The organism is Yersinia aleksiciae (genome assembly GCF_001047675.1).
Classification (GTDB): domain Bacteria; phylum Pseudomonadota; class Gammaproteobacteria; order Enterobacterales; family Enterobacteriaceae; genus Yersinia; species Yersinia aleksiciae.
In genome coordinates this window covers 1,476,549-1,488,346 of sequence record NZ_CP011975.1, presented here as the reverse complement: position 1 = coordinate 1,488,346, position 11,798 = coordinate 1,476,549, and the positions used below count along the sequence as shown (strand labels likewise).

The following is an 11,798-nucleotide window of genomic DNA, read 5'->3' as shown; positions in this document are numbered from 1 at the left end:
TTAGGTGTTGCTATTGTTTTGGACATGACTTAACTCCTATGTTCTCTAACCATTCTCGCAGGCTGACTACTGCGCTTTTTATGTGATCTTCAATGACCTCACTTTGATTGAGCGTAAAAGATAAGCCACGTTTGGTCGATAGAGGGCATAACCTAGGATGTAGCAATAAAAGCCGGTATGGGTGATTAGCGATAGCCCTGATAAATCTCTGCAACGCCCTTAAAGTAGGCGGTTAAATAGTCGATACAGACTTGAACCTTGAGCGGCATTTTGTCTTTTTCAGTATATAACGCGTATACCGGGCGCGGATCTGAATGGTATTTTTTGAACAATACTTCCACTTCACCGCGCTTAATCTCTTCTATTACCCACATCAATGGCGCGTAGGCGATACCCGCGCCCGCTTTCAGCCAGCGGATCATAGTTTGTGAGTCGTTGGTCACGAAACGGCCTTGTGGCGATATTTGTGTGGTGATCCCTTCCGGTGCAATCAGTTCGAAATTACTGTCTGGCCTGACGCTGTACTCCAGCCAAGAGAAGTTGACCATATCACTTGGTTTTTCGGGCGTGCCATGTTGCAACACATAGCTTTTGGCGGCACAGACCACCATCGGCATCGAGCCGAGACGGCGGGAAAACAGCCCTGAATCTTGCAGTGCGCCAACCCGAATCACCACATCCAGACCATCGGCAATCAGATCCGGTGCCGGGATACCGGTCACCAAATTAACGGACAGGCCGGGGTACTCTTTCAGCATCTCTGCTGTCATTGTCGCCAGCACATTTTGTGCCATGGTGGATGAGCAGCCGATTCGCAACGTGCCAGTTGGCGTATTGTTAAATGCGTACAACTGCTCATGCACCTCCTGCACTTCCTGCAACATGCGCCGACAGCCCTGATAATAAATTCGGCCCGCTTCGGTCAAACCAATACGGCGGGTACTGCGGTTAAGCAACTTAACATTCAGCTCGGTCTCCAGCTTTGACACGGTTTGGCTGATCGAAGACACACTCATTTCCAACTGCCGGGCCGCCGCAGTAAAAGAGCCGCACTCAACCACTTTGGCGAACACCGACATCCGTTTTAGTCTTTCCATTGCTGATCCTGTATGGCTTATTTGTTTGGCGCTGATTGCGTGTTCTGCATCGATTGTTAACTCTAGCTTAAAAGTGATTTAGATCACACATTGTAGATAAGTTGATAATAAGCAGGCTAATATACTGCTGTCGGAGAAAGGTCCGAAGTCTGAAAGCCGCGTAGCTAAAGTGTTGCCTCGCCTCATCCAGCTTGCAGTTACACCTAACAATCAAGTTTAACCTATAAGTCAGTCTTATCGCTGGTGCTTTTAGCTCTGGCAGCTATGGTTGGATGAGTTTCAGTTAGAATCTAATTATTAACCTAGGCGTGTTCACCGACATCCTATAATTGAGAGGATTTAAAGAATGAGTTTACTTCCGGTGATGGTGATTTTCGGCCTCTCTTTCCCGCCGATATTTCTTGAACTGCTTCTCTCATTGGCACTTTTTTTTGTCGTGCGTCGTATGTTACAACCCACAGGTATTTATGAGTTTGTTTGGCATCCGGCACTCTTTAATACTGCGCTGTATGCTTGCCTTTTTTACTTAATTTCTCGTTTTCTCTCCTGAGGTCGCCGTGAGTACTTTTTCATTAAAAATAATCCGCATCGGCATCACCTTATTGGTGGTTTTACTGGCTGTTATCGCTATTTTCAAAGTATGGGCTTTTTACACTGAATCGCCGTGGACTCGTGATGCTAAATTTACCGCCGATGTGGTGGCTATCGCGCCGGATGTCAGCGGCTTAATCACTGATGTGCCGGTTAAAGACAACCAACTGGTGCAAAAAGGCCAAGTCTTGTTTGTTATTGACCAACCCCGCTATCAGCAAGCACTGGCCGAAGCTGAAGCCGATGTTGCCTATTACCAAACGCTGGCGGCTGAGAAGCAGCGCGAATCCGGTAGACGGCAACGTCTGGGGGTTCAGGCGCTGTCACAAGAGGAGATCGACCAATCCAGCAATGTGTTGCAAACCGTGAAGCATCAATTGGCAAAAGCCATTGCGGTACGTGATTTAGCCAAGCTGGATCTGGAGCGCACCACGGTACGAGCGCCTGCGGAGGGCTGGGTGACTAACCTGAATGTCCATGCAGGGGAATTCATTAACCGGGGCGCGACCGCTGTCGCCTTGGTGAAAAAAGACACTTTCTATATTTTGGCCTATCTGGAAGAGACCAAGCTGGAAGGGGTTAAACCGGGAGATCGGGCGGAAATCACCCCATTGGGCAGCAACCGCATACTGCATGGCACCGTCGACAGTATCTCTGCGGGTGTCACCAATAGCAGCAGCAGTGTGGACAGCAAAGGGCTGGCGACTATCGATAATAATCTGGAGTGGGTGCGCCTGGCGCAACGGGTGCCGGTGAAGATTCGTTTGGATAGCGAAGATCAGCAGCATCCCTACCCAGCAGGCACCACCGCGACGGTAGTGATAACCGGAGCAAATGATCGCGATCCTAATCAGGCATCACCGATGATTAAGTTGATGCACCGCCTGCGCGAGTTTGGCTAAGATGAACAGCCCGACCTTCATTCGCCTGCGCTTTGCCTTTAAGCTGAGTTTTGCCATTGTAGCCGCGCTGTTTCTGGGCTTTCATTTGCAACTGGAGACACCACGCTGGTCAGTGCTGACTGCCGCGATTGTTGCCGCTGGCCCGGCTTTTGCCGCCGGTGGTGAGCCTTTCTCTGGCGCGATTCGCCACCGTGGTTGGCTGCGTATTATCGGCACATTTATTGGCTGTATTGGCGGCTTGGTGATTATCGTGCTGACTATCAGAGCGCCGGTATTAACCCTGATGTTGTGCTGCTTATGGGCGGGGGTGTGCACCTGGATCTCATCACTGGTGCGGGTCGAAAACTCCTATGCCTTTGGTCTGGCGGGTTATACCGCGCTGATTATCATCGTGACAACCGGTGAAACGCCGCTGTTGACACCGCAGTTTGCCGTCGAGCGTTGCAGCGAAATTGTGTTGGGGATCGTTTGTGCGGTGATGGCGGATCTGCTGTTCTCCCCGCGATCGATTAAGCAGGATATTGATCGGCTGGTGGATAAAGTACTCGTGGATCAATATAAGCTGTTGCAGCTGTGTATCCGTCCGGCGGAAAAAACCGAAATCGATCGCGCCTGGAATGATTTAGTCAAAAATACCACTGCGCTCAATGGGATGCGCAGCTACCTGATGATGGAGTCATCCCGTTGGCAGCGCTGCAACCGCCGCCTGCGGGTATTGCACACGGAGTCACTCGCACTGATCACGCAGGCATGTGAAAGCTATCTGGTGCTGGTTAATCACCCCGATATTTTAACCCCTGAGCTGAAGGCCATGCTGAGCGAACCGGCATCAACACCGACAGAGATTCGCCAGCAGATGAAAAAACTACGTCAGTTCATCGGAGCCAGCCACAGTGAGGCGATCCCCCATACCATCAGCAGTTGGGTCGGTGCCGCTACCCGCTATCTATTGCTCGCAAAAGGTATTCACACCAACAGCAGCATCAGTCGGGTAGAGGAGGGCATTCTGACGGGTGACGTCCCGGTAAAGCATGTTTCAGCCGAAGGGCATCACGCGATGATCAATGGCCTGCGCACCGGTATTGCCACCGCGATTGGTGGCCTATTTTGGCTCTGGACCGGCTGGACATCAGGGGCGGGCTGCATGGTGATGATCGCCGTGGTCACCTCGCTGGCGATGCGCACTCCCAATCCGCGCATGGTGGCGATCGACTTCCTGCTGGGGGTGGTAATGGCGCTGCCCATCGGGGCGCTCTACTTTATGTTTATCATCCCCGCCACCCAGCAGAGCATGTTGCTGTTGTGCATCAGCCTCGGGTTGCTGGCCTTTATCATTGGTATCGAAGTGCAGAAGCGGCGGCTGGGTTCGCTGGGGACATTGGCCAGCACCATCAATATTATGGTGCTAAGTAACCCGATGGAATTTAACGTCAGCCTGTTCCTCGACAGCGCCTTGGGGCAAATTGTCGGTTGCTTCGTCTCCCTGATTGTCCTGCTGCTGATCCGCGATAATGCCAAAGAGCGAACCGGCAGAACCTTGCTCAATCGCTTTGTTTACAGTGCGGTATCCGCCCTGACCACCAATAAAGCGCGTCGCAGTGAAAATCATTTACCGATGCTGTATCAACAACTGAATCAGCTGTTGATGATGTTCCCCGGCGATATCGATAAGTATCGGCTGGCACTGACGTTGATCATCGCCCATCAACGACTCAACAGCACCGAAATTCCGGTAAATGCCGAACTGAGTGCCTTCCATAAGCAAATCCGCTATACCGCTGATCGCGTCATCAATGTGAAGAGTGATCAGAAGCGACGCTATTACTTCGCTCGGCTATTGCAGGAGCTGGAACAATATCAGAAAAAACTGCTGGATTATCAGTCTCCTGATTCTGTTACCCTGCCAGTAAAACGGCTAGCGGATATGTTGCACAAATATCAAAGTGCACTTATTTGATATCAGTCGAAACGACCTAAGCTGTCCTTATCGCTTTTTCAAAGGCTATACTGAATCTGGAACCACCCTTCCTCGCCCTCCATTGTTGGGGGCATCATTTCCCTAAGGAGGTTGACATGATGTCAGAACAAAGCCCCTTGCAGGACCAGCAACACAGCGACGGCGTTTACCATATCGGTTATTTTGCCGGCGGAAAATGGTGTCCGGCTCAAGACACTTTCGACGTCTGTAATCCAGCCACTGGCGAACTGGTGGCTAAAGTGGCCAAAGCCGGGAAACAAGAGACCGAAGCCGCCATCAAAGCGGCCAGTGAGGCATTTCCTGCCTGGCGCAAAAGGCCAGCCAAACAGCGGGCTGAGATCCTACAGCGTTGGTATCTGCTGATTATGGAACATCAGCAATCATTAGCTGAGATAATGGTTTCCGAGCAAGGTAAACCACTGAAAGAAGCATTAGGCGAGGTGGCCTATGCCGCCAGCTTTATTCAATGGTTTAGTGAGCAGGCCAAACGTGCCAACGGTGAAATCATTCCTCCCGCCAAAGAGGGGGCGCGTATTTTTGCCACCCGCGAACCAGTCGGCGTTGTCGCTGCCATCACACCGTGGAATTTCCCGTTGGCAATGCTCACCCGCAAATTGGGGCCAGCATTGGCCGCGGGCTGTACCGGGCTGATTAAACCCGCCAATAACACGCCACTGTCCGCTTTTGCCTTGCTGGCACTGGCTGAAAAAGCGGGCGTGCCTGCGGGTGTTATTAATGGTGTTGCCGGTGACACCCATGCTATCAGCGATGCCATCATGGCCAGTTCTGAAGTGCGTAAGATCTCCTTCACTGGCTCGACTGAAGTGGGCAAAACCCTGATGCGTAATGCCGCCGCCACCATGAAAAAGATCTCCATGGAGCTGGGGGGCAACGCACCCTATATCGTGTTCGATGATGCTGACTTAGATGCGGCGGTCGCGGGGGCGATGGCCTGTAAATTCCGCAATGCCGGACAAGTCTGTGTTTGCGTCAACCGCTTCTATATTCAAGAGGGCATTTACAATGCGTTCGTCAGCCACTTGGCCGCTGAGGTTAAAAAACTGAAAGTGGGCAATGGGATGGATAAAGACGTCGATATGGGACCGCTGATTAATATTGCGGGTCTGGAGAAAGTCGAAGATCACGTCAAAGACGCGCTTGAAAAAGGCGGTCGGCTGCTGGTGGGGGGCCATCGCCATGAATTGGGCGGTAATTTTTTCCAGCCTACCGTTATTGCCGACGCCAATGAGCAGATGAAAGTGGCGTCTGAAGAGACATTTGGCCCACTGGCAGCTTGCTTCCGCTTTAAAACGGAAGCTGAAGTGATTAAGCGGGCAAATGACACACCATTCGGACTGGCGGCTTACTTCTATACGCAGGACCTGCAACGCGTGTTTCGGGTTTCGGATGCATTGGAAAGTGGCATGATTGGCGTCAATGAAAGCTCGGTTTCTACGGAGCTGGCCCCTTTTGGTGGCGTGAAAGAATCCGGCCTTGGCCGCGAAGGTTCCGTGCTAGGGTTAGATGAGTTTATGGAAGTCAAAACCCTGCATCTGGGCAATTTATAAGTCAGATTAACGAGTCAGCTTGATTGCAACAGTGGGCATGGGTTATCACGATGTGTATACAACCATTATTGGAAGCCTAAGGGTTAAGGAGAACCATGATGAATAAACGACTTATTGCTATTCTGGGCGCGGCGGCGCTGCTGATCGTGGCAGTATTACAAGGCTTTGGCGGCATCACTGCGCGTGATATCGGTCAAACGCCCGATCTGGAGCGACCATCGGTATCGGCGCCCGCGTCCATCGAACAATTAACGCAGCCCAAACCGGTGGCGAAATACATCCATGAGCATCATCGCCTGCCGGACTTTTACATGACTAAGCAGCAGGCCCGTGAGAAGGGTTGGGACCCGAAAGAGGGTAATTTGTGTAAGGTGTTGCCGGGGCGAGCCATTGGTGGCGATCGTTTTTCTAACCGAGAACGTCAATTACCCGATGCCAAAGGGCGCAACTGGCGTGAGGCTGATGTGAATTATCGCTGCGGCCATCGCGGTAGTGATCGTTTGCTGTATTCTAATGATGGCCTGATTTATCTGACTCAGGATCACTACAAGCATTTCATTCGGATGGAGTGAGAAGATGGTAAAAGTGGTATTCGATTTTGACCATATACCGGATCTTCCTGCATTTTATCGTGAATTTTCCCAAAAATTTGCGCTGAGCGAAGGTTTCGGAGCCAATCTGGATGCGCTATGGGATGTGGTCACGGGCGAGATAGCATTGCCGGTAGAGATTGAATTTATCCATTTCAATCACCGCCGGAAACGCCGTTTTGGGGCGATAGTGTTGCTGTTCGAAGAGGCGGAAGAGGAGTTGGCAGGTAGTCTGCGTTTTAATATTAATTAGGCTATTTTACCTGCCATCTTGAGCCTGGGCAGTGTTCGGACTCCTCACGTACTGCGTGTACGCTTCGGGTCCTGTGCGCTGTCCGTGCTCAAGCTGACTGCGATAATTACGCCTAATTGAACAGGTTTCGTCTGTCGCCTGATTACTGCTGTTTTTCTGCCAATTCGCGCAGATATTGGAAGATCTGGCGGAAGGATTTTGGCGGTTTATTCGCGGCTTTCTCTTTTTGGGCATTACGCACCAAACTACGCAGTTGCTGGCGATCAGCATCTGGATACAGATCCAATACGGTTGGAATGACATCATCACCTTCTTCAACCAAGCGATCGCGCAGCGTTTCCAGTTTATGGAACAGCGAAATTTGTTGGTTGTGACGGTTCTTCAACTTATCCAAGGCGGTCTGAATCGGCTCTACATCACGGGCGCGCAGCATTTTACCAATTAACTGAATCTGGCGACGGCGGCCTTCTTTCTTGATTTTCTGTGCCAGCTCGATGGCTGCCAACAGATCTTCATCCAGCGGGATCTTCTCCAGCGCATTTTTACCTAGCTCAACCAGCTCGGTACCGAGATCTTTCAATGCTTCGGCATCGCGTTTGATTTCACTTTTACTGACCCAGATGATTTCGTCATCATCGTCATTTTTATCTTCTGGGACTTCATCTAGCCAGTCTTCGGGCTGTTTGTTCATGGTCAAATTCCTTAAAAAGAGGCTAATCGTAGCAGGTTGTTGGCTTTCTGCGAAATTGTACAAAGATCTCTGATAGACTCAAAAGTATGGCGTTCTCTATTTTATCCGTGTAAGTCGTCGTATTACGACACTTTCCTGAACGATTATCTCATTAATTATGGCAGATCGATGAAAGTAGTCACTCAAGTTGCAGAACAGCGTAAAACGCTGGAACAAGCTGTTGCACAGGCTTTGGAATTGGCCCGTGCCGGTTCTGATGCGGCCGAAGTTGCCGTCAGCAAAACCACCGGAATTAGCGTCAGCACTCGCTTTGGTGAAGTGGAAAACGTGGAGTTCAACAGCGATGGTGCGCTGGGAATTACCGTTTATCACCAGCAACGCAAAGGCAGTGCCTCCACCACCGACTTAAATCCGGATGCGGTCGCGCGTACCGTGCAGGCGGCGTTGGATATCGCCCGCTATACCTCGCCTGACCCTTACGCGGGGCCAGCAGAAAAATCGCTATTGGCCTTTGCAGCGCCGGATCTGGATCTGTTCCATCCGAGCGATTTGGATGCTGAGCAAGGTATCTTGTTGGCTGCGCGCGCAGAACAAGCGGCATTACAGGCGGACAAGCGGATTACCAATACCGAAGGTGGCAGCTTTAACAGCCACTATGGCATCAAGGTCTTCGGCAACAGCCACGGCATGTTGCAGAGCTATTGCTCCAGCCGCCATTCGCTCTCCAGCAGTGTTATCGCTGAGCACAATGGCGATATGGAGCGGGATTATGCCTATACCATTGGTCGGCGGATGGAGGATTTAGCCAACCCGGAATGGGTGGGTGAAGAGTGCGCCCGTCGCACCTTGTCCCGTTTATCCCCGCGTAAGCTGCCGACCATGCAGTCACCGGTACTGTTTGCCGCCGAAGTGGCGACGGGCTTATTCGGCCATCTGGTGTCCGCTATCAGTGGCGGCAATATTTATCGCAAATCGACTTTCTTGCTCGATCACCTCGGCAAGCAGATTCTGCCCGAATGGCTGACCATTGAAGAGCATCCGCATTTATTGCGCGGTCTGGCTTCAACGCCGTTCGACAGTGAAGGTGTGCGCACGCTGCAACGAGATATCGTCAAGGATGGGATCCTGCAAACCTATCTGCTGACCAGCTATTCGGCCCGTAAATTGGGGCTGCAAAGCACAGGGCATGCCGGGGGTATCCATAACTGGCGCATTGCCGGTCAGGGCCAGGATTTCGCTGGGATGCTGAAGCAACTGGATAAAGGCTTGGTGGTGACTGAACTGATGGGCCAAGGGGTCAGTACCGTGACCGGTGATTACTCTCGCGGTGCCGCCGGTTTCTGGGTTGAAAACGGTGAGATTCAGTATCCGGTGAGTGAGATCACCATTGCCGGTAACCTGAAAGATATGCTGCGCAATATCGTGAGTGTCGGCAGTGATATCGAACTCCGCAGTAACATCCAGTGTGGCTCTGTTTTATTACCGGCGATGAAAATCGCAGGCGAATAATAACTCTTCTGTCATATGCTCGTTCCATCTCCCGCCTGTAGAAATACGGGCGGTTTTGTTTGCTTTGTCGTCGCTCAGCTCGCTCTTTGGCTCGTACTCCCATTCCCATTTTCTCAACTGACAATAAAAAATCATTGTCAGTTTGCCCGCCCATTGCCTATGTTAAGTAGGAGCAATGCACCAATGATAACTATTCAGTTAACAATAATTATAAGGAATGTGAGCATGGGTAAGAAAATGATGGCGTTAATGGCGGCAGTGTTACTCAGCGCCAGCACGTTAGCAATGGCGGCCAGTGTGGCGGATAACATGGACACCATTGCCGAGAATTACGGCAAAGTGTTGAAGGCTGACTCTACAGAGGTAATCAAACAAGGCTTAGCTGCGATGCGCGTGGCGGCACTGGATGCGCAAAAGGGTATTCCTACCAAACTGAAGAGTAAAGGCGAGGGGAGCGCGGAGGTGAAGGATTTCCGCCATGGTTTGGATTTATTGATCGGACAGATTGATGGTGCGCTGGCATTAGCGAATCAAGGCAAACTGGATGACGCTAAAAAAGCAGCCCAAGATTTCAAAACCACCCGCGATACCTTCCACAAAAAATACCGCTAATACGCTGAAAGAGGGTAATGGCCTTCGGCTGTTACCCTCACAACTTATGCGTTGACGTTGCAATCAACATCTATCGGCATTTATTGTCGATTAACGGTGGAATTCACCAGCGGCTTCTGGCTGATACAGCAACTCCAGCACAGTAATGCGCGTTTCATCGCCACCCGGCAATTTCCAACTGATTTCGTCATTGACGTGCAAGCCCAGCAATGCCGCACCTAAAGGTGCCATCACCGAGAGTTGCTCGTTGCTGTCTTTCAGCGAGGCTGGATAAACCAGCGTGCGGATGTGCTCTTCCTGATTATTCAAATCGCGAAAACGCACACGGCTATTCATGGTCACCACATCTGCCGGAATGGCATTCGGTGGCAGAATTTCTGCGCGATCCAGTTCTTCATTGAGCGCTTGTGCGACCACAGTACCGGCAAAGGCCGGTTGCGCCAGTAACGCATCCAAACGTTCAGCATCCAGCTCGTTAATCGTGATGGTTGGCTTGGTCATACCACTCTCCAATTCAATTTCAGCAAAACATAAAAACAACACCCCCACGCCATAGGAGAGGGGGTGTTCGAAAATAACTTAATATTGATCTGATATTAGGCGCTTCCGGCTAGAAAAGAAAGAGATCCGGATCACGAACTTTTTTCCGTCACCGCCATTCACTGTGCATTTATATAAAAGTTATTTTGTTGTTAATGATTAAGTTAGCCATGTAATCACCTATTTTGCGAATGTGATCCCCCCAGTACACGACATTTCCACTTTGAACTGGAAAAAATGCCGCTACACACCTATTCCGCTAGCAGGTAGGGTGATGTTATCGCGCAGAGGGAAGGTCGCTGACCTGCCTTTGTAGTCAGAAAGCTATTACAGCAAGAAATAGAGGATTGCCAGCGTGAATGATGTAGCCGCATTGAATGCAGCCGAGGAACCTGGAGTGGAAGAAGCCATTATCATCACTGAGCGGGTATTAGCTGAAATTACCGCGATGCTAAATGCCGAAAATATTTTTACCAACGATGTTCAACAGCAAATGTTGAGCTCACATATTCGTGCCATGGTGTTGCGTTCAATAACTGGCGAGCCATTACCTGAAGTGGATAAATCATTATTCGATGAGATTTCGGCACATTCGATGCAAATGGCCCAGCAAGTTGTCGACAAATTTGCCAATTTACCCATTGAGGAAGCGTACTTATTGTCGGTTCATTTTGAAGTAGCGAAAGATAATAACCCATAAAACAGTGATCTGGAGAAGAGACTATGAGTCAAATTACCGTTGTGATTGGTGACCGTTTAGGTAAAGGCCAGAAAGTTGGGCAAGGGGTTGAATTAGCTGGTGGCCGCGTGGTGGTTATTCCCGGTGTTGCCGCAGACATGAAGCTGGGTGATGTGATGAATAGCGAAAAAGCGGACTTCGGTATTTCATTCTGTGGTAGCGGTGGCGCGGGTGCGATTACTGCCCAAAATAAGTATGGCTACAAAGCAAAATACGGCATGCGTTCAGTCGAAGAAGGTGTGACGGCAATAAATGAAGGTTGCAAGGTATTAGGCTTCGGATTTATGGATAAAGAAGAACTAGGGCAGAAGTTAGTGGAAGCTTATATCAAGAAATATGGCCAGCCGTAATGAAAGAGCAATATACCACTCAGGTACAGGTAAAAGGTAAAGGTGATACCAAGGGTAAAGCTTTCGCTAATGCGCTTGGTAATGTCCAAAATACGGTGCTGAAGTCGACGCAAAATATTCTATTACGGATTGAACCACAAGACGTAAAAGTATTACGCGCTGAATTATCAGTGAAAAAAGAGAAGTTTTTATTCTTTTTTCTACCGAGAGAAAGAAAAACATACAGTGTTGAATTAGATATTACTGTGAACGTGACAATTATTGACACAGAAAAGGTTGTCTTCGTTTCTAAATAAAAAGTCTATTCCCACCGCACTTTTATTTGCAGTTAGCTGCAACTTAAATTGCTTGGGTGTGGCTTATAGATGAAAGGATATG

General features: G+C 50.1%; 14 protein-coding genes. 11 read left to right on the top strand and 3 right to left on the bottom strand.

Annotation, left to right across the window (positions count from 1 at the left end; all coding sequences use genetic code 11):
* Window positions 1–185: 185 nt before the first annotated feature.
* Window positions 186–1,097 (bottom strand): HTH-type transcriptional activator AaeR, encoded by a 912-nt coding sequence (aaeR, locus tag ACZ76_RS06855; protein ID WP_048617983.1) that lies wholly within the window; start codon window positions 1,095–1,097, stop codon window positions 186–188.
* Window positions 1,098–1,443: 346 nt separating this feature from the next.
* On the opposite strand from aaeR, the gene aaeX reads away from it, so the two are divergent.
* The 6 genes from aaeX (at window position 1,444) to ACZ76_RS06825 (ending at window position 6,979) form a co-directional block, all read left to right on the top strand.
* Window positions 1,444–1,647 carry a p-hydroxybenzoic acid efflux pump operon protein AaeX gene (gene aaeX, locus ACZ76_RS06850; protein ID WP_048617981.1) on the top strand — a complete coding sequence of 68 codons (204 nt, stop codon included), beginning with the start codon at window positions 1,444–1,446 and terminating at the stop codon, window positions 1,645–1,647.
* A gap of 7 nt (window positions 1,648–1,654) precedes the next feature.
* Entirely contained in the window at window positions 1,655–2,590 is a 936-nt protein-coding gene (gene aaeA / locus ACZ76_RS06845) for a p-hydroxybenzoic acid efflux pump subunit AaeA (RefSeq protein ID WP_048617979.1), read from the top strand.
* 1 nt (window position 2,591) lies between these two features.
* A complete protein-coding gene (gene aaeB, locus ACZ76_RS06840) occupies window positions 2,592–4,547 on the top strand; it encodes a p-hydroxybenzoic acid efflux pump subunit AaeB (RefSeq protein ID WP_048617977.1) in 1,956 nt (651 codons plus the stop codon).
* Between the two features lie 119 nt (window positions 4,548–4,666).
* Complete coding sequence (locus ACZ76_RS06835; RefSeq protein WP_048620223.1) at window positions 4,667–6,136, top strand: NAD-dependent succinate-semialdehyde dehydrogenase; 1,470 nt, start codon at window positions 4,667–4,669, stop codon at window positions 6,134–6,136.
* 98 nt (window positions 6,137–6,234) lie between these two features.
* On the top strand, window positions 6,235–6,708 hold the full coding sequence (locus tag ACZ76_RS06830) for a ribonuclease (protein ID WP_048617975.1): 474 nt from the start codon (window positions 6,235–6,237) through the stop codon (window positions 6,706–6,708).
* Window positions 6,709–6,712: 4 nt separating this feature from the next.
* Window positions 6,713–6,979: a barstar family protein gene (locus ACZ76_RS06825; protein ID WP_048617973.1), complete on the top strand. Its 267-nt coding sequence runs from the start codon at window positions 6,713–6,715 to the stop codon at window positions 6,977–6,979.
* Between the two features lie 142 nt (window positions 6,980–7,121).
* Here ACZ76_RS06825 and yjgA read toward each other — a convergent pair whose 3' ends face one another.
* On the bottom strand, window positions 7,122–7,670 hold the full coding sequence (gene yjgA / locus ACZ76_RS06820; RefSeq protein ID WP_048617971.1) for a ribosome biogenesis factor YjgA: 549 nt from the start codon (window positions 7,668–7,670) through the stop codon (window positions 7,122–7,124).
* 168 nt (window positions 7,671–7,838) lie between these two features.
* Between yjgA and pmbA the strand changes: the two genes are divergently transcribed.
* Together pmbA and cybC are read left to right on the top strand one after the other, a co-directional pair.
* A complete protein-coding gene (pmbA, locus tag ACZ76_RS06815) occupies window positions 7,839–9,179 on the top strand; it encodes a metalloprotease PmbA (protein WP_048617970.1) in 1,341 nt (446 codons plus the stop codon).
* Between the two features lie 225 nt (window positions 9,180–9,404).
* A complete protein-coding gene (gene cybC, locus ACZ76_RS06810) occupies window positions 9,405–9,791 on the top strand; it encodes a cytochrome b562 (RefSeq protein ID WP_048617969.1) in 387 nt (128 codons plus the stop codon).
* A 90-nt stretch (window positions 9,792–9,881) separates the two neighbouring features.
* On the opposite strand, the gene rnk is transcribed toward cybC, so the two are convergent.
* The gene (rnk, locus tag ACZ76_RS06805) at window positions 9,882–10,292 is read right to left on the bottom strand and encodes a nucleoside diphosphate kinase regulator (RefSeq protein ID WP_032815605.1); all 411 of its coding nucleotides are present in this window, start codon (window positions 10,290–10,292) and stop codon (window positions 9,882–9,884) included.
* A 394-nt stretch (window positions 10,293–10,686) separates the two neighbouring features.
* Between rnk and ACZ76_RS06800 the strand changes: the two genes are divergently transcribed.
* Genes ACZ76_RS06800 through ACZ76_RS06790 form a run of 3 tightly spaced genes read left to right on the top strand, consistent with a single transcriptional unit; the run spans window position 10,687 to window position 11,716 of the window.
* Window positions 10,687–11,031, top strand: coding sequence for a PRD domain-containing protein (locus tag ACZ76_RS06800; RefSeq protein WP_048617967.1), 345 nt, complete (start codon window positions 10,687–10,689; stop codon window positions 11,029–11,031).
* A gap of 23 nt (window positions 11,032–11,054) precedes the next feature.
* Complete coding sequence (locus ACZ76_RS06795) at window positions 11,055–11,420, top strand: glycine-rich SFCGS family protein (protein ID WP_004392359.1); 366 nt, start codon at window positions 11,055–11,057, stop codon at window positions 11,418–11,420.
* Window positions 11,420–11,716 carry a DUF4312 family protein gene (locus tag ACZ76_RS06790; protein WP_048617965.1) on the top strand — a complete coding sequence of 99 codons (297 nt, stop codon included), beginning with the start codon at window positions 11,420–11,422 and terminating at the stop codon, window positions 11,714–11,716. The genes ACZ76_RS06795 and ACZ76_RS06790 overlap by 1 nt, the downstream gene beginning before the upstream one ends.
* The last annotated feature ends 82 nt before the right edge of the window (window positions 11,717–11,798 follow it).

Bases quoted from the DNA above. Each gene is read 5' to 3' on its own strand.
- aaeR (WP_048617983.1), bottom strand. From the start codon at position 1,097: ATGGAAAGACTAAAACGGATGTCGGTGTTCGCCAAAGTGGTTGAGTGC.
- aaeX (WP_048617981.1), top strand. From the start codon at position 1,444: ATGAGTTTACTTCCGGTGATGGTGATTTTCGGCCTCTCTTTCCCGCCG.
- aaeB (WP_048617977.1), top strand. From the start codon at position 2,592: ATGAACAGCCCGACCTTCATTCGCCTGCGCTTTGCCTTTAAGCTGAGT.
- ACZ76_RS06835 (WP_048620223.1), top strand. From the start codon at position 4,667: ATGTCAGAACAAAGCCCCTTGCAGGACCAGCAACACAGCGACGGCGTT.
- ACZ76_RS06830 (WP_048617975.1), top strand. From the start codon at position 6,235: ATGAATAAACGACTTATTGCTATTCTGGGCGCGGCGGCGCTGCTGATC.
- ACZ76_RS06825 (WP_048617973.1), top strand. From the start codon at position 6,713: ATGGTAAAAGTGGTATTCGATTTTGACCATATACCGGATCTTCCTGCA.
- yjgA (WP_048617971.1), bottom strand. From the start codon at position 7,670: ATGAACAAACAGCCCGAAGACTGGCTAGATGAAGTCCCAGAAGATAAA.
- pmbA (WP_048617970.1), top strand. From the start codon at position 7,839: ATGAAAGTAGTCACTCAAGTTGCAGAACAGCGTAAAACGCTGGAACAA.
- cybC (WP_048617969.1), top strand. From the start codon at position 9,405: ATGGGTAAGAAAATGATGGCGTTAATGGCGGCAGTGTTACTCAGCGCC.
- rnk (WP_032815605.1), bottom strand. From the start codon at position 10,292: ATGACCAAGCCAACCATCACGATTAACGAGCTGGATGCTGAACGTTTG.
- ACZ76_RS06795 (WP_004392359.1), top strand. From the start codon at position 11,055: ATGAGTCAAATTACCGTTGTGATTGGTGACCGTTTAGGTAAAGGCCAG.
- ACZ76_RS06790 (WP_048617965.1), top strand. From the start codon at position 11,420: ATGAAAGAGCAATATACCACTCAGGTACAGGTAAAAGGTAAAGGTGAT.